Origin of the sequence: Achromobacter pulmonis (genome assembly GCF_902859765.1) — a bacterium.
In the GTDB taxonomy this organism is placed as follows: domain Bacteria; phylum Pseudomonadota; class Gammaproteobacteria; order Burkholderiales; family Burkholderiaceae_B; genus Achromobacter; species Achromobacter pulmonis.
In genome coordinates this window covers 1-20,013 of the sequence record NZ_CADIJV010000031.1, presented here as the reverse complement: position 1 = coordinate 20,013, position 20,013 = coordinate 1, and the positions used below count along the sequence as shown (strand labels likewise).

Annotated in this window: 15 protein-coding genes; 6 read left to right on the top strand and 9 right to left on the bottom strand. The window is 64.2% G+C overall.

The annotated features are described in order from the left end of the window. Nucleotides 1-13 precede the first annotated feature (13 nt). Complete coding sequence (locus HV701_RS21430) at nt 14-1,120, bottom strand: glycosyltransferase (protein ID WP_254595228.1); 1,107 nt, start codon at nt 1,118-1,120, stop codon at nt 14-16. Nucleotides 1,121-1,705: 585 nt separating this feature from the next. Between HV701_RS21430 and nhaA the strand changes: the two genes are divergently transcribed. Together nhaA and HV701_RS21420 are read left to right on the top strand one after the other, a co-directional pair. After that, nucleotides 1,706-2,887, top strand: a complete 1,182-nt coding sequence (gene nhaA / locus HV701_RS21425) for a Na+/H+ antiporter NhaA (RefSeq protein ID WP_236755523.1) — start codon at nt 1,706-1,708, stop codon at nt 2,885-2,887. A gap of 49 nt (nt 2,888-2,936) precedes the next feature. After that, complete coding sequence (locus tag HV701_RS21420) at nt 2,937-3,338, top strand: DUF488 domain-containing protein (RefSeq protein ID WP_175135021.1); 402 nt, start codon at nt 2,937-2,939, stop codon at nt 3,336-3,338. A 45-nt stretch (nt 3,339-3,383) separates the two neighbouring features. Here the strand turns inward: HV701_RS21420 and HV701_RS21415 are convergent, their stop codons facing one another. The 3 genes from HV701_RS21415 to HV701_RS21405 all read right to left on the bottom strand — a co-directional run bounded on the left by HV701_RS21415 (nt 3,384) and on the right by HV701_RS21405 (nt 6,279). Continuing rightward, nucleotides 3,384-4,232 carry a lysozyme inhibitor LprI family protein gene (locus tag HV701_RS21415; protein ID WP_175135020.1) on the bottom strand — a complete coding sequence of 283 codons (849 nt, stop codon included), beginning with the start codon at nt 4,230-4,232 and terminating at the stop codon, nt 3,384-3,386. A gap of 30 nt (nt 4,233-4,262) precedes the next feature. Next, nucleotides 4,263-5,459, bottom strand: a complete 1,197-nt coding sequence (locus tag HV701_RS21410) for a COG3904 family protein (protein WP_236755521.1) — start codon at nt 5,457-5,459, stop codon at nt 4,263-4,265. Nucleotides 5,460-5,616: 157 nt separating this feature from the next. Continuing rightward, entirely contained in the window at nt 5,617-6,279 is a 663-nt protein-coding gene (locus HV701_RS21405; protein WP_175135019.1) for an N-acetylmuramoyl-L-alanine amidase family protein, read from the bottom strand. A 421-nt stretch (nt 6,280-6,700) separates the two neighbouring features. Between HV701_RS21405 and HV701_RS21400 the strand changes: the two genes are divergently transcribed. The 4 genes from HV701_RS21400 to tenA all read left to right on the top strand — a co-directional run bounded on the left by HV701_RS21400 (nt 6,701) and on the right by tenA (nt 9,306). Then, nucleotides 6,701-7,486: a 3-hydroxybutyrate dehydrogenase gene (locus HV701_RS21400; RefSeq protein WP_175135018.1), complete on the top strand. Its 786-nt coding sequence runs from the start codon at nt 6,701-6,703 to the stop codon at nt 7,484-7,486. Between the two features lie 191 nt (nt 7,487-7,677). Then, nucleotides 7,678-8,244, top strand: coding sequence for a PH domain-containing protein (locus HV701_RS21395; RefSeq protein ID WP_175135017.1), 567 nt, complete (start codon nt 7,678-7,680; stop codon nt 8,242-8,244). 5 nt (nt 8,245-8,249) lie between these two features. Continuing rightward, nucleotides 8,250-8,525, top strand: coding sequence for a hypothetical protein (locus tag HV701_RS21390; protein WP_175135016.1), 276 nt, complete (start codon nt 8,250-8,252; stop codon nt 8,523-8,525). A gap of 118 nt (nt 8,526-8,643) precedes the next feature. Continuing rightward, nucleotides 8,644-9,306, top strand: coding sequence for a thiaminase II (tenA, locus tag HV701_RS21385; RefSeq protein WP_175135015.1), 663 nt, complete (start codon nt 8,644-8,646; stop codon nt 9,304-9,306). A 34-nt stretch (nt 9,307-9,340) separates the two neighbouring features. Here tenA and HV701_RS21380 read toward each other — a convergent pair whose 3' ends face one another. From HV701_RS21380 to HV701_RS21360, 5 genes are all read right to left on the bottom strand, one after another. Beyond that, on the bottom strand, nt 9,341-9,931 hold the full coding sequence (locus tag HV701_RS21380; RefSeq protein ID WP_254595226.1) for a hypothetical protein: 591 nt from the start codon (nt 9,929-9,931) through the stop codon (nt 9,341-9,343). Nucleotides 9,932-9,979: 48 nt separating this feature from the next. After that, nucleotides 9,980-10,660 (bottom strand): hypothetical protein, encoded by a 681-nt coding sequence (locus tag HV701_RS21375; RefSeq protein ID WP_175135014.1) that lies wholly within the window; start codon nt 10,658-10,660, stop codon nt 9,980-9,982. Between the two features lie 142 nt (nt 10,661-10,802). Next, complete coding sequence (locus tag HV701_RS21370; protein ID WP_175135013.1) at nt 10,803-11,264, bottom strand: hypothetical protein; 462 nt, start codon at nt 11,262-11,264, stop codon at nt 10,803-10,805. 7 nt (nt 11,265-11,271) lie between these two features. Then, nucleotides 11,272-19,545 carry a hemagglutinin repeat-containing protein gene (locus tag HV701_RS21365; protein WP_254595225.1) on the bottom strand — a complete coding sequence of 2,758 codons (8,274 nt, stop codon included), beginning with the start codon at nt 19,543-19,545 and terminating at the stop codon, nt 11,272-11,274. A 71-nt stretch (nt 19,546-19,616) separates the two neighbouring features. Continuing rightward, nucleotides 19,617-20,013 (bottom strand): ShlB/FhaC/HecB family hemolysin secretion/activation protein (locus tag HV701_RS21360; protein WP_175135012.1); only part of this gene is annotated, 397 nt, incomplete at its 5' end.

Here is a 20,013-nt window from a genome sequence, read left to right as displayed (position 1 = left end):
CGGCCTCCCGGCGTCACCGTTGACCACCGGCGCGCCGCCCGCGGCGCGCCAGCCAGCGCAGATAGACGGTCTCGAGCTGGGCGGCCGTGGCGGCCGGGCTGAACCGGCCGCTCGCCACGTAGGCGCGGCCCATCCGGCCCATCTCGCGCCGGCGCGGCTCGTCGCCCAGCAGCACATCGAGCGCCTGCGCCAGCGCGGGCACATCGCCGGGCGGCACCAGCAAGCCCGAGACCCCGGGCAACAGGGTCTCCGGAACGCCGTCCACATCGCCCCCGATCACCGGCACGCCCAGCGCCGCGGCTTCGATGAACACCGTCCCCAGCGCTTCGCGGCGGGTGGGCAGCGCGAAGATATCGAATGCCATCATGACCTCGGCGATGTCTTCGCGCCACCCCAGGAAATGGATACGTCCAGCCAGCCCCAGCGCCACGGCACGGGCCCGCAGCAACGACAACATCGGTTCGCCATCGCCCGCCAGCACCAGATGCGCCCGCGGATGGCGGCTGCTGATACGCTCGAACGCGTCCAGCAGGTCGTAATGGCCCTTGTCCGCGCGCATGGCCGCGACACAGCCGACGACAGGCGTGTCGGCCGATAGCCCCAGTTCACGCCGCACGCGGGTCGCGTCGCCAGCGGCGGGGAACTCGACCGGGGAATGCACCATGGCGACCTTGCGCGGCGGCGCGCCCCTATCGAGCAATTGGCGGCGCACGAATTCGCTGACGGCGATCACGCCGTGCGCCAGCCAGGTGTAGGCATAGAGGGAATGGATCGGCTTGGCCAGGTGGCGCGTGCGCACGATCAACGGCGTGCCTGCCAGACGGGCGGCAATGGCCCCCAGCACGGTATCGCGCCGGCTGTGCGTGTGGACCACATCGAAGGGCGTGCGGCGCAGGAGCCGGCGGATCCAGGCGATGGCACGCCAGCCATGAACCACGCCATCCATCGGCATCGTGTGCACCCGAAAACCGGCCTCCTGCAGCCGCCGCGCCAGCTCCGAGTGCGGCTGGCAGACCGCTTCGAGTTCGTGGCCGCGCGCGCGCATCGCCAGCATTTCCTTGTAGATGCAGTATTCCTGGCCACCGAACGAGGTGGCGGCCTCGGTGTGCAGGATGCGCAACTGCGGCCGGGCGCCCTGCACCGCGGCCGCCGGCCCGGCGGCCCCTTCGCTCCAGCTGTGACCTTGCCAGATCAGGTAGGCGCCCAGGTAGGCGCAATCGGCGGGCGCCAGCGGCGCGGCGCCATCGTGGGGCGCTTCGGCGGCAATCAGTGCGCCATCCTGCCAGACCCGGATGGCGCCGGTGGCGGACAGATCGAAACGCGCCCCCTGCGCGGCCCAATCGAGCACCTGCGCGCTGGCCTCCAATCGAGCCACCCGATAGGCGGCGTCGGGCGCTACCATGGGCTGCGGCTGTACCTCCACCATCCGGCCGGGAGCGTCCGCTGTCGGGTGATACGTCAAAACATAAAGCGGCGACAAGGCGGGATCTCCAGGAAGGCGGAATGACAGCGTTGGAGGCGGCGGCCAGGCGCCGGCCCATCCAAGCGAACAGAGTCAAATCCTATAGAAATCAACACCCTTTCTATCTAGGATCAGTCTGAATTCAGGTAATATTCAATATTTGTCGTTTTACGCTGCACCGCAGCAATCAAGGAGTGGATATTGACCTTGCAGGCCTCTCCCGCGAACCGGCCCGTTTCTTTCATGCAGGCATTCCTGCGCTCGGAAGCGCTGGGCGGCTACGTCCTGATGCTGGCCGCGGTCGTCGCGCTGATCATCGCCAATAGCCCGCTCGCCCCTCATTATTTCGACGTGCTCGGCGCCAAGCTGGGGTTCCAGGCCGGGCCCGTAACCCTCAAGGAATCGGTGCTGCACTGGATCAACGATGGCCTGATGGCGGTGTTCTTCCTGCTGGTAGGCCTGGAGATCAAACGCGAAGTGCTGGATGGCCAACTGCGCGGCGCGGCCCGCATCGTGTTGCCCGGCATTGCCGCCCTGGGCGGCATGGTCATGCCGGCCCTGATCTACGTCCTGATCAACCTGGGCAGCCCGGACACCCTGCGCGGCTGGGCCATTCCGGCCGCCACCGACATCGCCTTCGCGCTGGGCATCCTGGCCCTGCTGGGCAGCCGCGTGCCAACCTCCCTGAAAGTGTTTCTGACAGCGCTGGCGATCCTGGACGACCTGGGCGCCATCGTCATCATTGCGTTGTTCTACACCTCCGAACTGAACCTGTTCGCGCTGGCCATGGCCGGGGCGCTGCTGGCCTGCCTGGTGTGTCTGAACCGGGCCGGCGTGCTGCGCCTGACGCCATATCTGCTGATCGGCATGGTGCTCTGGTATTTCGTGCTGAAGTCCGGCATACATGCCACGCTGGCCGGCGTGGCGCTGGCGCTGACCATTCCGCTGCGTCCACAGAGCCAGGGCCACGCCGGCGAGCATTCGCCGCTGCACGCGCTGGAACATGCGCTGCACAAGCCCGTGGCCCTGCTGATCGTGCCGCTGTTCGGCTTCGCCAATGCGGGGGTGTCATTTGCCGGCATGGGCCTGTCCAGCCTGGCGCAACCGGTGCCGCTGGGCGTGGCGCTGGGGCTGTTCCTGGGCAAGCAGCTGGGGGTGTTCGGCTTCGCCTGGCTGGCCATCAAGTCCGGCATCGCCAGCCTGCCGCGTCACGCCAGCTTCACCCAGCTGTACGGCGTGGCGCTGCTGTGCGGCATCGGCTTCACCATGAGCCTGTTCATCGGCGCGCTGGCCTTCTCCGATCCGGCCGCGGTCGACGCCACCAAGATCGGCGTGCTGACCGGTTCGCTGGCCTCGGCGGTGGTGGGCTTTCTGCTGCTGCGCGCCGGCGGCGCCACCGTGCCGCAGGCCAAAGCCACGGCCTAGCATCGCGCCCGGCGGGAGTAGACTGGTGGCACCGCAGACAGGAGCCGCCATGAAGCCGTCCGCCGTCTCCGTGCAACGCGTCTATGAAGGCATCGGTCCCGATGGGCACTACCGGGCCCTGGTGGACCGCCTATGGCCGCGTGGCCTGCGCCGCGCCGACCTGGCACTGGACGAATGGGCCAAGGACCTCGCTCCCAGCGCCGAACTGCGCAAGTGGTTCTGCCACGTGGATGAACACTGGGACACGTTCCGCGAGCAATACCTGGCCGAATTGGCCAAGCCCGAGCAGCAGGCGCGTATGCAGGCTCTGCTGCAAGCCGCTGGCGAGCGTCCGCTGACCCTGCTGTACGGCGCCCGCGACAGCGAGCACAACCAGGCGGTGGTGTTGCGCGATGCGCTGCAGGACTACGCCAGGCGCCACCGCAAGCGTCTCGCCCGCGCACCGGGCTAGCGCCTCGACCAGCGCGCCGCCCCCCTGAGGCGAACCTCGCCCGCCCTAGCGGCCTGCCGCCGTCGGATTGGACAACGGGAAGTTGCCGTCGGTCAGGCAGGCCTTGATCCAGCCATAATCGTCGCTGTCGTCGACCTCGCCATCGACCTGCGGCAAGGGCTTGGACGAATACGTCGGCGCATGCACTTTGGGCCCGGTATTCCAGCGCGCATCATCGGCAATGCTACCCGGGCAGGCAGCGTCATCGCCGTTATACGAGCAGGACGCGACCGGCACCGGTTTGTTGTCGACGACCTTGGCCACATAGCGCTGCGCGTAGACCGAGCCGGTGGCCCAATACTCTTGCGCGCTGCAGACGCGCTCATTGTTCTGGTAGTGGCGGGTCGCGAAGCAAGCGTAATACTTGTAGTCCGGCGGCAGCACATCGCACGACACCTCATAGCCGGAATAGGGGCCACCGGTGAACTGGCCGCGAAACTCACGCTGCTTCAAGGCCGTCCGGATCAGCCTTGGAATGTTGTCGCCCTTGCTGCGCTCCCTTAACTCGCCGGCACGGGCGCGGATCAGATCGGCCGCGACAGCGCCCGGCGTCTTGTCGTCAGGCAACGATTCGGCATCGGAGACCAGACCTTCCAGGCGCATGTCGCGGGCCTCGATCCAGCGGCGCTGGCTTTCCACCAGCATCTTGCGGATCTCCGCGTCGGGCGCCTGCTTGAGCAATGCGGCGTAGGCGCGGTTCAACTCGGCGTCGGCGGCCACCGCCGCGCGGTCCGAGCAGATCAGCTTCTCGGCGGGGTTGCCGGCCTTGTGGCAATCGATCGCCCACACGGGAGCCGACAAGGCGCCCACCCCTACCAGGCACAGCAACCGGGCCACGCGGTTCATGAAACGCATTGTGCTTCTCCCTGGCGTCGCGCCGCGGCTTCAACGGCTGACGACCTCACTGTCTTCCATGACGATGCGATAACGGTTGCGCAGGTCCAGGACATACGTGAAATTGGACGTGCCGGTCGCGGTCTTGCCGCGCGCCGGGCTCGATACCTTGAAATCGTAGAGGCCCTTGACCATGCACATCTGGTCCTGGCATTTGGCCCGGAGCGAGTTCTGGTCCACCACGAAGCGCCGCACCGGCCAGCGCGCGAAATAGGCCGTCTTGTCCGCCAGGATCTCCGATTTCGGGCGCGTCTTCTTGAAATAGTCGACCGTATCCGCATAGAACTCGCGCGTGAAGTTCATCGCCTCTTCATTGGTGCCGCTACCCGCCTGGATCATCAGGGTCGCAGCATTGATCGCCCGTTGTTCGTCGGAAAGCGGCGCCGGCGCGGGCTCCTTGGTCATATACGGATTCGCCACCGGCGCGGGGCCGGAGGGCGCCGGCGACGCGGCCGGACGGCGCGGCGGCAGGCGGGTATCGTCGGCTGGCGCCTGTGCCTGCGGCGCGGGCGTGGCGGCGGGCGCGGACGCGGGCGGCGTGCGCGGGCTACCCGCCTGCCGCGGCTCGCTGGCCGCCGTCTTCACGTTGCCCGTGCGGTTGATGCCGTACTTGGCGATCTCCTGAGGCGAGAAGAAATACATCTCCTTGGACGGCGTGCTGAACATGATGCCCAGGACATCCGCAGACACGCCATACTTCGGCAAGGTGGCGACGATATCCGACACGCCGAACTGGGCCTGTTCGCCCGTCATCTCAGGCGCGGTGATCTGGTGCACGCCCAGGCGGCCCTCGGCCAGGCGCTGACGCCCGGCAAAGAACACGAACGCGCAGGCCGAGGCACAGTAGCTGTCTTTGGGAATATAGGTATTGAGCCCGCGCTCATAGACCTCTTCGGCCACCACCAGCCCAATGTGCACCAGTCCGCCGCCGTTGTTCTGCAGGATGAGGGTGGAGATGGTCGGATGCTCGCGCAGCGCCTTCTTCATGTGCAGCAAATCATTGGCGCTGACCGCGCCCACATAGATCAGCAGGTTCGGCTCGCTCGGCAGATAGAAGAACGGGCCATAGCGCTCGGGCGTCTCTTGCTGCTGCGCCGGCGCCTGGGCCTGCGCGGGCGCGGTGGACAGACCGCCCATCAGGGTGAACGCCAGGCCCATGCCCAGTGCCGTCAGTTTTCTTTTCAGCATTATCAGTCCTTGTGCTCGGAACGCATGCCGCGAGCCGGATCGCCTCCGCTTCGCGCCGCCACGTCAACCAGGCGGCGCGGCCCGCCCCTCGAAACCGGGATTTTATCCATCCCGCCCGGGATCGCCATGCCCCAGGTCGGATGTCGCACGCCGCGCGTTAGCGCACCTGGCAAGCGTGCACGCCGCCGGCGATCGCGCCTGCCAGCCGCTGAATGGTCTCCGGCCTGGCCAGCCTGGCTTCCTCGTCCGGATTCACGATCACGCCCGCCTCCACCAACACCGCCGGCATGGTGGCGGTCTTGAGTACCGCCAGCCCGTCGTAGCGATGCACGCCCAGGCGGCGGTCCAGCAATGGCCGGTTCTCGCCGGCGATGGGCTCGGCGTGATACAGCGACGGCTTCTCGCCCGCCGCCAGCAACGCCTCGCCGATCGCCTTGGCACAGCGCAGGCTGTCGGCGTAGCGCGGATTGCGCTGTGAGACAAAAATGGAGAATCCCGAGAATTCGCGCTGGCGACCGGCGTCAATGTACTGCTGCTGCATCGAATCGTGGTGGATCGATATGAAGAGGTCCGCATCCGGCGCGACCCGGGTACGGCGGCCCAACGGTATCTCGGCGCCATCGGCCGATACCCGCGTCACCCGATCCCCCAGGGCCAGCAGGTCGGTGGCCACCGCGCCGCTCAAGTCCAGGTTGTACTGATACTCCACCCGGCCGCTGGCGCCCGTCGCGCCAGGCTGGCTGGGGGTATGACCCGTGTCCACCACCACATGCGCGGCCTGCGCCACGCCAGTCCCCAGAGCCAGCAGTAACGCCGCCATGCGCCGCGCCCACCTGTCCGCCATCCTGCCGCCTTTGCCCGCCCGACCATCCATGACTGATGACACGCTAGTCTTCGCTCTGTAAGAAACCAGGATCCCGCCTGCGCGGCGGGCTCGAATGCCGCGGATTCTCGCGCAGCCGGGAGCAGCCGGCAACCGCTGAATGCAGGCCGCAGTGCGGTTGGTAACAGCAGCCGGGGCGTAGCGGGCGGTCGCCAACCTGCCGCAGCCCCGGTATCGCCACATGCGCTAGGCCGGCCCTGCGCACCGTGCTGCGCCGTCGTCCGAAGCAAATGACATAGAAAGTTACCTGACCGGACCATTCAGGCGCCTCTCATCCTGGCGCGTTACCATCAACCCATGCCCCTCGCATCCGCGGGCGCATCCCGGCTCGCGGCATCCATACCCGGAGGTCCCCAGCATGAGCAATCTGAACGGAAAAGTCGCGGTCGTCACCGGCGCCGCCAGCGGCATCGGCAAGGAAATCGCGCTGACCCTGTCGCGCGCCGGCGCCGCAGTCGCCATCGCCGACCTGAACCTGGCCGGCGCCGAGGCCGTCGCCCATGAAATCGAACAGGCCGGCGGCAAGGCCATGGGCGTGGCCATGGACGTCACCAACGAAGACGCCGTCAACCAAGGCATCGACCGCGTCGCTGCCGCCTACGGCAGCATCGACATCCTGATCTCGAACGCCGGCATCCAGATCGTCAACCCCATCGAGAACTTCGCTTTCGCCGACTGGAAGAAGATGCAGGCCATCCACGTGGACGGCGCCTTTCTCACCACCAAAGCCGCGCTCAAGCACATGTACAAGGACGATCGCGGCGGCGTCGTGATCTACATGGGCTCGGTGCATTCGCACGAAGCCTCGCCGCTCAAGTCCGCCTGCGTCGCCGCCAAGCATGCGCTGCTGGGCCTGGCACGCGTGCTGGCCAAGGAAGGCGCCAAGCACAACGTGCGCTCGCACGTCATCTGCCCCGGCTTCGTGCGTACCCCGCTGGTCGAAAAGCAGATTCCCGAGCAGGCCAAGGAGCTCGGCATCAGCGAGGAAGACGTGGTCAAGAAGGTGATGCTGGGCGATACCGTCGACGGCATCTTCACCACGGTCGAGGACGTGGCGCAGACGGCGCTGTTCCTGTCGACCTTCCCCAGCGCGGCGTTCACGGGGCAGTCGTTCGTGGTCAGCCATGGGTGGTACATGCAATAGGCCCTGCGCCCTCTGGCATGCGGCGCGCGCAGCTGGCGTTGCGTCGCTTCGAATCTCGACAATCGACAGACAACCTCCCGGCCCCGCGCAGGGCCCGGAGTATTGACTGCGCGCCGCCACGCGAGACCACAGTATGGCTTAAGATAGGCGCGCTTTGGCTGCCGATGCCATAACCGGATGCAAGGAAGTGCATGGCCTTCGACTATAAAAACGCGTCGCCCGAACAACTGAAAGCGCGCTATGACGAAATCGCCCGTGAAATCGGCGACGACCAGTTCTTCACCAAGAAGGAACTGAACCACCTGCCCCACGTGCTGTACGACGACGAGGAAATCCTGGCCTTCACCTCCGGCATGATGAACAACAACACCTGGCTCATCACGCTGACCGACAAGCGCATCATCTTCCTCGACAAGGGCCTGATCTACGGACTGCGCCAGACCGCGATCGACCTGGACAAGGTCAACGCCGTGTCCGGCGAGACCGGCCTCATGTTCGGCAACATCGCCATCCAGGACAGCGCCGGCAGCTACCAGATACGCAACGTCTGGAAAAAGACCGTCATGCGGTTCGCCAACCGCGTGCAGGAGGCCATTGAGGCACGCAAGGCGCGCTTCATGCAGCAGCCCGCCGCCAAGGCCGCCGTTCCGGATGACGACATCATCGCCAAGCTGGAGCGACTGGCCAGCCTGCGCGACCGCGGCATACTGACCGACGCGGAGTTCGCCGAGCAGAAAGCGCGCATCCTGGCGGCCTGACAGCCATGGAATTCCTGATCGTCGTCGCCGTGCTGGTGGGACTGGTGGCCGGTTATTTCTTCCTCGGCATGCTGCTGAAGCTGCTGCTGCAATGGTGGCTGGCGCTAGTCTGTGCCGTGCCGCTGATCCTGCTGGCAGTGAGCTTCAGCTGGCTGGGCGCCATTGCCGCCGTCGTCGGCGTGCTGTTTCTGATCGGCGCCTGCCAGGTCTGGCAGGAATCCGCCGCCTATCTCAAGCTCGAAGCCAAGATAAACAAGGCGTTCTACTTCGACGACGTCTGACAGCCCGCGGCCGCGGCGCCCCCCCCCCCCCGCCGACGCGCCGCGCAATTGTTGATACCCTTGGTCCTCACCCTCGACGCGCGCGCACGCGCCGTCCGATTTCGCCTTGAGGATTGCCATGTCTTTCAGCACCGACGCCTGGGCGCGCAACGCCGCGCTGTACGAAAAAACGCGCACCATGCCGTTCAACCGGGAACTGGCCAGCGGCCAACTCAGCGAACAGGCGTTCCGCCACTACATGATCCAGGACGCGCACTACCTGCTGGCCTTCGGCCGCGCCCTGGCCGTGGCCGCCGCCAAGGCCGACCATGCCGACGGCGTGGTGCAGTTCGCCGACGCGGCCAAGAACGCCGTGGTGGTCGAACGCAGCCTGCACGAAGGCTTCATGAAGCAGTTCGGCATCGACGCCGAGACGTTCGCCCGCACCCCGCTGTCGCCCGCCAGCCATCACTACACCAGCTTCCTCATCGCCACGGCGTGGAGCGCGCCGTACCCGGTGGCGTTGGCCGCGTTGCTGCCGTGCTTCTGGATCTATGCCGAGATCGGGCGCGACATCCACGCGCGGGCGACGCGTCCCAATCCGTATGGGGCCTGGATCGATACGTACGCCGGCGACGAATTCCACGCGCTGGTGCGTGAAGTGATCGCGTCGGTGGATCAGGCAGCGGAGAAAGCGTCGGCGCAGACGCGCGATGAGATGCATCGGGCGTATACGCATGCGGCGCAGTTGGAATGGATATTCTGGGATTCGGCGTATCGGTTGGGGGAATGGCCGATTTGAGACGCCGCGTATCAGATAGGCCCTGCGACCACGGTCAGACCTTCGGCATCACGGTCGCAGAGGGTTCCGGGCAGGGCGAAGCCGGCATCAATGGCACCACCCGTTCCGCTGCGCTGGCGCCGGGCACCGTGATGTCCTGCACCACGACCGCGCGCCGCTCCACATAGACCTCGTAGTCCTTGCCAGCGGCTGGCGTGAAATACCCGGCATTCTTCGTCTCGGGCCAACTCGTGGTGGTCACGGACCCATAAGGCCCGGCGCTTCTGTACGTCCCGCCGACCTGACCGTAGATGGTTACCGGAATACCCGCCTTGATGATGAATTCGTCGAACACCTGGCCCGAAATGTTCGGCGAAGGCGGCATTCCAACGCTGCCGCTGCCGCGCATGTGCGAGCGCTGGATCGTCTCCAGGCCGTCGCCATGGCCGAACAGACCCGACGCGGGCAGGAAGCACGTCCTGTCAAAATCCAGGCGGATGCGATCCGCCGTATACACATACACGCGAACCCGCGCACTGCTGCCAGCGTCGTAACGGCTGAGGATATTGGGGTTGGTGGCGGAGCAACCCGCCAAGGCACCGCCCAGCAACACAGCGGGCGCCATGCAACGCAACACAGCAATCATCTACCACTCACTCAAAAGAGAATAAATTAGCCACGGCAAACGCGGTGCTCATTTGCCATAGGAGTCGCGAGGCTCGGCCAGGCGGAACAAGCCTGTCTTGCCGCATTGATAAGGATAGGCCTCGGTGCAGCGCTTGCGCATCGTGCGCGCCAACATTTGCGCCATATCCGCCGCGATCCGCAGGCCGTCTGCGGCCGGCCCCCGATTGGAGTAGTCGCGCAAGGAAATCGGATAGGTGTCTTCGGCGTAGCCGCGGTATTCACCCGATACGGCGTCATACAGGCGCACCTTGATGCTTACCGATGGGCCGTATTGCTGATAGCCGCCAAAGCCATAGGGTTCGCCCAATGCCACCACATACTTTGCCCCGATGGCCGCTGCGTCTTCCTTCAAGGTCAAAGGCCGCGCGGAATCCGGATTCACCTTGCGCAGCTTGAATGTCGCCTTGATGCCTGCCGCATCCATCGCCCCTGGTAGTTCGTTGTTCAGGGCCTTGCAGACCGCCTCGGCTGCATACAGCGCAGGCAGCGCGGTACGCGCGCCGATCCAGCCCGTGTCGTCCAATTGCTTCTGGAAATCGCAGTCGGACGTATAGACCAACACCGGACTGATTACTTCATCCGGCCCGGGGTTCGTAGCCAAAGGCTTGGCCGGGGAACCCATGATGAAGGCGCAGCCCGACGTCAGCAGCAACACAGCGGCAGTAGCTGCCAATTTAAGTGAACGCATGATGTTCGTGGTAACCAATGAAGCAAACTGCGGACTGGCGGTAGCTGACTACTCGGCAGTAGCCGGCTCGGCGAATGGGAAGATCTCGGTGTAGACCGTGGAGGCTCTAGGCTTCGCCGGAAAACATAGTCTGAATTCTTCCCTATTGTCCAAGAGCCTTAATTTTTGCCCTTTCAAGTAATTCAACAACTCGCTTTTTATTCAATACGGAAAGAGAATCATCACTTCCCAAATAGTAGGCTGCAAAATACACTCCCTTTGGATTGGAGTCTTCATACTTTATAAGTATTTTCAGAATTCTGGCTATACCCAATCTATGGGCAAATAGGCGATCAACGTATTGTCTAATTTCATTGCTTTGCTCCCTTTTCAAAATTTTCGCAAAAAGAACAGATTGCTGATCTATCGAAAGATTAGCTCGAGCCGCAATTGACGCCGCTAGACGAACGCTTTTCTTCGACAGTCTTTCTATAATTTCTATCTTTTTATCAGACGATAGTCGCCGAACAATTTGACTAAGCCTATTCTCTTCTCCACTAGATCTACGCAACAAGAGCATCGATAACAAGTTATCCAAATCTTCCAGCTCTGAAGAAGGCTTCATATCAATCTCACCATTTTTGTATGAATTTTTCCTGTGGCAAATCTACTTTCTGCGCCATAGATGCAGGAGGTTGGTAGTGACCAGATTTGTTGTCCCATTCCTTCAACCCACCCTTTTGAGAGAACTGTATTTGCCCGGAGAATTCTATGTCAGCCCCTTTTGACAGGGACAAATGCCCCGAGAAGCCATCATCCCTAGTAGGAGCGATGTATATTTTTCCACCATTTTGAATGAAGTCGAACTGCCCTTTTGGCGTACGCAATTCCCCTGTCGACGTGCGATATTTATAATCTCCCGATTCATTTAAAATCAATTCATACCGGGGGCCTGGCATCACGGGATCATTTGGGAAAAGGTTCTTTAATTTAGCAGCATCTGCATCTGAGTTTTTCCCGGTATAGCCGAGCGACCTTCCGCCAATAGCTTCGTACTCCCCGGTTTCTGAATTCTGCCGTACTAGTACCTTCCCGTCCTTATCCAATACTTCGGCATTCCGCACCGTATGTGATGTCGAACCGGTCGATGTATCAGCAGACGCCGGAGTTGTCGACCCTTTATCCCCAGCTACGGCCTCAACCCGCGCCTTCGCGACCATTGCCCGAACTTGAGAGACTGACAGCCGGCCGCCCTCCAACCCGGCCTGCAGGGCCATCCCGAGCGCCTCTCGCTGCTCCCAGGTGAGATCCTGCAAATCGAACACCCCTCCCTGCTGCATCAAGGTGATGTTCGTCAGCTTGTCGTCAATAACACGCTGCAAGATAAAGTCGCCAACAGCCTCAGCTTTTGCACGCTCGTTCTGCAACGCTTGTGCCACCTTGGCGATTTCTGCCTGATTGGAAACATAGTTGACGACATCGAGCGTTGCGTCTGCCAAGGCTCGGTTTGATCCCGTCAAATTCGAAGGATGTTCGAGGCCAGCCTGCAATCGCTTCCACGCCAAATCATAGAGTTCGGTCAGATCCGCGTTCTCTTTGATTCCACCAGCGAAAAGGATTTGGTTGTCGTAAGTACGATCCGCCTTACCGTCAAAGTAAACAAAGCCATTACCCTGTGTACCCGTCATCTGCGACAGGAACGCGCGAGCATTCTGATTTTCGACATAGCGTTCAGCGGCTGCCGAGTCGGCCTGTCGTTGCGCTTGCCCCGTCAACTCAGCTTCGGCCTGGGCAAGTGGAATACCTTGTTCTTCCGCGTAGCGTTTGGCATTTTTCTTGATCCACAGGCCTTCATCCGGATGCAATTGCCTGTTGTACATGTCCGACGCCGCCGCGCCGCCCGCGCCACTAGTCCCACCAGCGATACCGCCTGCCGTGCTGGCGACCACGTTCAAAATGATCTTGGCAACTTGATCTCGCATTTCAGCCGGCAAACCCGCGACGGCTCTCTCGACCTGGTCACGCATCACGCTGGCGGCGAGATCTCCCGCTACGGTGCCTGCAATGGCACCCGCCACATTGCCACCGCCCAGGGCTGCACCAATACCAGCGACCGCCGTATGCAGAGCAATACGGCCGACACCGTCCTCGCCCCACATGCCCGGGTTGTCCTTCTTCAGTTGGTCCGCCACATCCCCCGCAATCTGCATCCCCAGCTGCCCAAACGCCTGCTGGAACTCCAGTTGCTCGCGAACCTCATCCTTATCGAAGATCTTTCCAATACTGCCGTTCGCCCCTACGGTGTCACGGCTCAGCCCGGCCGTGCTATCCCTACCCGTGTCCTTGTCCGACCGCACCTCGATCGTGCCCGCCGACACAGCCGCGCGTGTCGTGCCTGATTCACTGCCGCTGGTGCTTCCGAAACTCAAACCCGACGGGCCGCCACCCAAGGCATCGCCCTTGTTAGGTTTGTCGAACGCGCCGGACATGCCCAGGTTGATACCGACCGTGGTGGACTTGTAGTCCGCCTTGTTATGCAGGTTGCTGAATCCCAAGGTCTCGGTGGACAACCAGTTTTTCGTAGCATCCGCGTCGCTAGCGATGACGGCGCCATCCAACTGCGTGTGTTTTCCAACGTAGATGTCATAGCCCCCCGAACCCGCAAACAAGCCCGTCTGCTCGATCACGCTGTCATAGTTGGACTTGGTCTTGCCGATGCTCGCGCCGAGATAGGCGTTGCCGGTCATCGACCCAAAACTGAAGCTGGCCCCCGCATTGGCCTGTTTTTGCTTGGCGTCATAGCGATCCGAATCCTGCTGGCTCGCCAGAATCAGGTTTCGGCCGATATCGGCGCGGATGCGGTCCGCCCGCGCCTGGGCGCCTTCGAGCACGGTGTCACGGCCGGAGATCAACGTCAGGTTGTCGCGCGCGCTGACCTGGGTCTCGCGATACGTCGTGCCGTTCCCCTTGGCGTTGCCGCTTCCGACGTAGCCGCTGGCAAAGATATTGATGCCGCCGCCGCTACCGCTATCAGAGACACCGATGCCGACGCCGACCTTCCAGCCGCTGTTCTTATTGGTGGAGACTTCGGTGGATGTCTGAGCCTGACTTTGCAGCATCAGGTCATTGGTCGCCGCCAGCAGTACATTCTTGCCGGCCAGGTCGCTGCCGATGATGGAGAGATTGCCCGAGCCGGCAACGCCCTTTTCGCCCAAAGCGATGATGGAGATATTGCCGCCCGCCATGACGGAAGAGCCAAAGGCGGTTTCCTGGGTGCGCTTCGTTTCGCTGACAGACTTGCTGGAGCCCAGGCTAATCTGGATCTGGGCGCTGGCGGCGTCCTTCTGCGCGACCGACGCATCGTCAGCCTTTGCCGCGTCCATCATCCGGTTGGCCTGCACCGCTTGATAAGCCGCCTGCCCCACCTTGACCGCGGCCAGCCTGCCGCTCTTGGCGTCGCCAGCTTGCTGCAAGGTGCCCTGAATCTGCTGGGCAGCGCCCAACATGCCGCCTGCCACGCCAATAGTCAGGCCGGACTGTTTGAACTCGTGATACTCATGCTGGCGTGCTTCGCCGACGCCGGCAATGATCGCGACGTTGCTGCCGACGATGGAGATATTGCCATCCTGGGCCAGCAGATTGCTCGCCATGACGCCGACATCGCGTCCCGCGTCGATAGTGAGGTTACCGCCAGCACTGCCAATCGTGCTCGCGGCATAGCCGCCACTGGCCCCGCGCATCCAATCCGTGCGTTCTTGCTTGTTGTAGCCGATGCTGAACCCGCCGCCGCCAAAGCCCGACTTTTTGACCTTTTCGTACTGATAGTCCTTGTAGGTTTCGTCCTTGGCCAGAACCTGCAGATCTCTGCCAACCGCGATCTCGACATCGCGATCACCGACGATATTCGAGCCGACGACCGTCATATCGCGTCCGGCCAGCATCGCGACCGTGTCGCCGCCAAAGGTCGAACTAACTCCCTTGGTCCATTCCGTCTCGCGGATGCGGTGCGTCGTCTTACTGGAAAGGAAGCCTTTCGTCTTGTAGTAGATCTCGTTGTACGTGTAGCCACTGGCGTCCCCCGCCAGCACGTTGATGTCGCGTCCCGCGCCAACAGCCAATTGCTTGTCCGATGCGACTTGCGCGGCGATGGCGTTGACGTCCCTCACTGCCATCAGCGTCAGGTTGCCACCTGCGGCGATCTGCGTACCGATATCCTCCGTCGTACGCATCTCCGACCGGTTCTTCTTGCCGAAGTTGAACGACTCGCCGTAGCTCGTCCCCGCGGCGGTCAGGTTGATATCGTTGCCGGCGCGAATGCTCGCATCACCGCTGGTGACGATGGCGGCAGCCTGCGCGTTGACGTCGCGGCCCGCCTGCGCATTCAGCGTCCCGGCGTCGATACGGGCCACCCCGTCGACGATGGTGTTGCTGATCCCGCCGCGCACGTTCGATTGGGTGCTGGCCGTGAGGTTGATGTCGCGGCCCGCGGTCAGCGTGACGCCATCCCCCTTGAGCAACCCCGCCAGATTATCAATGTCATTGCGCGCATTCAGGTTGACGGTCTTGCCCTGTATCGTGCCCACGGTGTTGCGCACGTTCTGCGCATCGACCACCAACGCATTGCGCGCGCCGATGGTGCCGCTGTTGGCCACGTCGCCCGTCGCGCTCATCTGCGTGTCGCGGCCTGCAATCAACGTGCCGTCGCCGCGCAGGTCGCCCGGCTTGACGGCCAGGTAGACCTGCGGCGCCAGCACCTTTTGCTGCGTGCCGTCGGGCAGCGTGACGGTCTGCTCCACCATCCAGACGATATCGCTGGTCAGGTGGCGCATCTGCTCTTCGGTCAGCGCGGTGCCCACCGCCAGGCCGAACTGGTTGGCGAAGTCGGCGCCTGCCGACAGCAGCGCCTTGTACTGGGTTTCGTTGTCGGTGTAGTCGCCGACGAAGCGTTGGCCGCTGGCCAGCATGACCTGCTCGGCGACCAGCTTCTGTTCATAAAAACCGTCGCCCAGGCGCTTGAGGATATGGCCGGGATCCTGGTTCAGTTTCTCCAGCAGGAAGTCGCTGGACACCACGGTGCGCGAGCCGATGAACTGGCTGTCGGTGGCGATCAGGTAAGGCGCGTTGGGCGCCGGAACGACCTGGTACAGCTTGCTGGTCGGGATGGTCGGCGGCAGCACGACGACGGCGATGGTCTGGTTGCCGGGTAGCGTGATGCGCGTCAGCGTGGCTGGCGGCAGCGCCTGGACGATGGTGCTGCCCCCCGGCGTCTGGCCGGACGGTGCGAAGGAGGCGCCGCCTTGCGCGTCGCCCAGGCCGGTCTCGATGCGTTCGGCCAGGACGGTGGCGTTGTAGTCGGAGCGGTTGTACTTGCGGGAGTCGTTCTTCTCGTAGGTGTAGGCCATGGTGCCGACACGGTCGACCGTGCGCAGCCCCTCGGCTCCGACGTTGCTCAGCGTGCCGCCTTCGGTCTTCAGGGTGCCACCGGCGAGGATGCGACTCTTATCGTTGACGATATTGCCGGCAAGGCGGGCGTTGCCGCCAACGATGATCTTGCCCGGATCGCTTTGCGTGATGCGCGTTTCGCGCGTGATCTCGGTCACCTCGTAGAAGGTGAAGTCCTTGATCATGCGGTTGTTGCGGAAGTCGGCGTTGAACGCCTTGATCTTCTCGTTCAGCGTGTCGTACAGGTCCAGATCGCGGTCGTACTGGGCCTGCTGCTGGGCCAGATCCGCGGGGCAACGCAGTCCGCAATCGTCGGGTGCCGGCGGCTTTCTGATGCCCGAGGGTCGCTCCACTTCAAATACCGACCAGATCTTGGCGTCGGGTTTGTAGAAGAACTGGGCCGGGTCGACGGAACAAAAGCCCGAATCGCCACCATCGCAAAACGGCGTTTCCGGTGTATACGCCAGGCCAATCGGTGCACTGATACCCGCCCGCCCCTCCTGGTCATTCTGGATATTGCTGTAGTCAAACGGCGGCCCATACTGGCTTTCCGGATAGCGCGCCGACGGCATCAGCAGGCGCCGCTCGTCGTACTGTCCCATCCAGCTCGGCCCGCGGCCGCAGATGGATTTGACGGTGTTGCAGAACCACATGCCCTCGCCGTCGACGATGTCGGTGGTGCCGTCCAAGCGATAGAACCATTTGGCTTCGCGGCTGACTTCGACGGTTTCGCTGGCAAAGTGCAGGTTGCGATTCTGGATACTGGCCGCGGCGATGTCTGCGTTGCGCTCGGCTTCGATGCTGGCCGATTCGTTGGCCAGCAGCGTCGCCTGCCCCGCCGCCTTGCCGCCGGCGTCCAGCGTGCCGCCGATCCGCAGATCTCCCGCCACGTAGATCAGCGCATGTTCGCGGTTGGTCAGCGTGCCCACGCCCAGGTCCATGTCGCTGCGCGAGGCGATGACGGCGTTGGCGTCGTTCAGCAGGACCGGGGTCTGGATGCCGATGCGGTCGCCGTAGATGCGGCCGGTGTTGGTCAGGCTGCCGGCATGGATGCGGGTGTAGCCGCCGTCGATCAGGCCGGCGTTGGCCAGCAGGCCGCCGATGACCAGCTCGTTGTTGCGCACCGCGATCAGTTCGCCGCCGGCGCGGTTGGTCAGCGTATTGGCGGTGATCTTCAGGTCCTGGCCGGAATGGATCTTGCCGTCGTTGTCGAGGTTGCCGGTGACCAGTTCCAGCGAAGTGCCGGCGGTCAGGGCGCCGCCCGTGTTGGCCAGGCTGCTGAACGCGAGCTTGGCGTTGGCGTCGGATGACACGTTGCCGCGCGCGTTGTCGAGCGCGCCGGTGGTCACGCCGAGGTCCTGGCCGGCGCCGATGCGGCCGGCCTGGTTGTCGATGGAACCAGCGTTGAGCGTGACCTGCTTGCCCATCATGCCGAGGGCGCCGGCGACCGTGGCGCCCGCGCCGGCGACGCCGTTGACGAGCGTGTCGCGGTTGTTCAGACTGCCGGCGGTGAGTAGCAAGGCATTGTCGGCCTGGATCAGGCCGGCATTGTTGTCCAGCACGCCTTGCGTCTCGAGCGAGAGGCCATTAGCCGCGACGATGCCGCGGGTGTTGGTCAGGCGTTGCGCGTCCAACGAGGCCAGGCCTTGGGCGGCGATGGTGCCGCCGGTGTTGTCGATGGCGCCGGTGACGGTGACATCCAGCGCGCCGTCCGTCGCGATGCGTCCGGCGCCGTTCTCCAGGCTGCCGCTCTTCAAATCCGCCGTGCCGCCATACAGGCCGCCGTCCTGGTTCCGCAAGACGCCGCCGCTCGTGATCGCCAACTTGCCATCGGCCTGGGCCACGCCGTTGCGGTTGTCCACGCTCGCCGCCTGAATGTCGGCGCTGCCGCCCAGCAGCTTGCCGCCTCGGTTGTCGAGTGCACCGGCAGTCTCGACACGCAAGGCGCCGTTGGCCTGCACCGTGCCGCCCTGGTTGTCGATGGCATCGGTGCCGCGCAGCGCCACGTTGTCGCCCGACACCACGCCGCTCGCCGCGTTGACCACGGACCTGCCCGTGACATCGACCGCGCCCGCGCCTGCCAGCGTGCCGCCGGTGTTGTCGATGGCGCCCGTCACGCGGCCACGAAGCGCGCCGCCGCTGGCGAGCTTGCCGCCGCTGTTGTCGAGACTGGCGGCGCGCAGCACCACCGAGCCGCCATACACTTCGCCGGCGCGGTTGCTGACCGCGCCCGTGGCATCCAGCGTCAACGCACCGCCCGCAACGAACTTGCCGCCCGACAGGCCCAGCACGCCGGCGGTGACGGCGGCATTGCCGCCCGCCACCAACACGCCGGGGTTGAGCAACTGATCGACCTGCACGCTCAACGTGCCCAACGGGCTGACCGACCCATCGGCCTGCAGGCCCGCCGTGAACGCGCCACGGTTCTCCATCTGGCGCGCCACGATGCTAGCGCCCGAGCCCGACGAGATGGCGCTGTGGTTGACGATCTTGCCGGCGGCGTTGAAGGCCAACGCACCGCCCGCGGTGGCGGTGCCCTGGTTGACGATGTCGCGTCCGCTTTGCAGCGACAGATCGCGGGCGGCCTGCACGCGGGCCGAAGGCAGGATCCTGACGTCGCCATTGGCGCTGACGGACAGCGTGCCGGTCAAGGCCGCCAGGTTGCCGCCCACGTTCACGCCCACGCCGGCTTCGGTGCCGATCAGGCGGATGCTGTTGGCGTACATGCCGCCCAGCGCCGCCACATCGAGCGCAACGCCGGTGCCCGCGCCATCCCCGGCCAATGCGGATACATCAATGCCGTCGTAGCCCACCCGCGCCGCGCCCGCGACCACGTTGAGGCGGTCGGCCCAGACCTGCGCGTTCAGCTCCAGCGTGCGGGCCAGCAGGTCGAGCTGGCTGAGATTGGCGCCATACAGGCCCGCGCCCTCGATCGCGAGGCGGCCGCTGGCGATGTCAAAACCCAGCGTGCCGTCCGGGCCGATGACCGGCTTGCCGGTGGTGAGCGTGGCGCGATTGGCATTCAGAAAGCCGCAGCCGTTGCAGGTGATACCCGCCGGGTTGGCGACGATGACGTTGGCACGGTTGCCCGCCACTTCCAGCATGCCCATCAGGCGCGACGGGTTGGCGGCAGTGACCTGGTTCAGGATGGTGGCGGCGCGCTGGTAGCCCAGCATCGGGTTGCCCGCCACCTGTCCGGCCAGTTGCGTCTGGCTGGCCGCGCCGCTGTTGTTGAGCACCACGCCCGACGGGCCGACGTTGAACTGGGTGAAACGATTGTTCGACACGCCACCGGCCGAGGGCGGCGCGATATTGACCACCGGCACGCCGTTGGCAACGCCCACCACGGGCTTCTGGCCCGCCACGCTCTTGTCGACGGAGATGGGTAGCGTCTGCGCCAGCACGGGCGTCCAGATCTGCGTGGTCAGGACCAACCAGACGACTGCGGAGCGAAGCTCGGACATGGCGAGGCAACTCTCGGTAAGCGTGAAGCAACTGAACGGACGACGGCCGGGGTGCACGAGCCCCGAACGGTCTAGAACTCGAACATCTGCGTGGCGGCGAACACCGTGCTTTGCGTTTTCAGGTTGTCGGGCTTTTTCAGGGGCCAGCCGGCCGACAGGTCGTAGCTGGCATTGACATAGGGCATGGCGATGCGGCCGCGCAGACCGGCCACCGCGCCGACCAGCGTACGACTGGCCAGGTACTGGGCCGACGGGCCGCCAACGCGGCCGGCGTCCAGCCCGGCATAAAGCTGCTGGCCCGGCAGGCCCGCCAACCCGCCCAGGTCCAGCGACAGGTCATTGCGCAAGGTCCAGCCATCTTCCGCGGCCAGCGTCATCTGCCCGTCGAAGCCGCGCACCGCATAGCGGTTGCCGATGGTGAAGTAATCGGCGGGCACGACCGGTGTCTTGGCGTGCTGGATCTGCCAG

Coding starts and splice junctions, on each gene's coding strand:
- nhaA (WP_236755523.1), top strand. CDS start 1,706: ATGCAGGCATTCCTGCGCTCGGAAGCGCTGGGCGGCTACGTCCTGATG.
- HV701_RS21420 (WP_175135021.1), top strand. CDS start 2,937: ATGAAGCCGTCCGCCGTCTCCGTGCAACGCGTCTATGAAGGCATCGGT.
- HV701_RS21415 (WP_175135020.1), bottom strand. CDS start 4,232: ATGCGTTTCATGAACCGCGTGGCCCGGTTGCTGTGCCTGGTAGGGGTG.
- HV701_RS21410 (WP_236755521.1), bottom strand. CDS start 5,459: ATGCTGAAAAGAAAACTGACGGCACTGGGCATGGGCCTGGCGTTCACC.
- HV701_RS21405 (WP_175135019.1), bottom strand. CDS start 6,279: ATGGCGGCGTTACTGCTGGCTCTGGGGACTGGCGTGGCGCAGGCCGCG.
- HV701_RS21400 (WP_175135018.1), top strand. CDS start 6,701: ATGAGCAATCTGAACGGAAAAGTCGCGGTCGTCACCGGCGCCGCCAGC.
- HV701_RS21395 (WP_175135017.1), top strand. CDS start 7,678: ATGGCCTTCGACTATAAAAACGCGTCGCCCGAACAACTGAAAGCGCGC.
- HV701_RS21390 (WP_175135016.1), top strand. CDS start 8,250: ATGGAATTCCTGATCGTCGTCGCCGTGCTGGTGGGACTGGTGGCCGGT.
- tenA (WP_175135015.1), top strand. CDS start 8,644: ATGTCTTTCAGCACCGACGCCTGGGCGCGCAACGCCGCGCTGTACGAA.
- HV701_RS21380 (WP_254595226.1), bottom strand. CDS start 9,931: ATGATTGCTGTGTTGCGTTGCATGGCGCCCGCTGTGTTGCTGGGCGGT.
- HV701_RS21375 (WP_175135014.1), bottom strand. CDS start 10,660: ATGCGTTCACTTAAATTGGCAGCTACTGCCGCTGTGTTGCTGCTGACG.
- HV701_RS21370 (WP_175135013.1), bottom strand. CDS start 11,264: ATGAAGCCTTCTTCAGAGCTGGAAGATTTGGATAACTTGTTATCGATG.
- HV701_RS21365 (WP_254595225.1), bottom strand. CDS start 19,545: ATGTCCGAGCTTCGCTCCGCAGTCGTCTGGTTGGTCCTGACCACGCAG.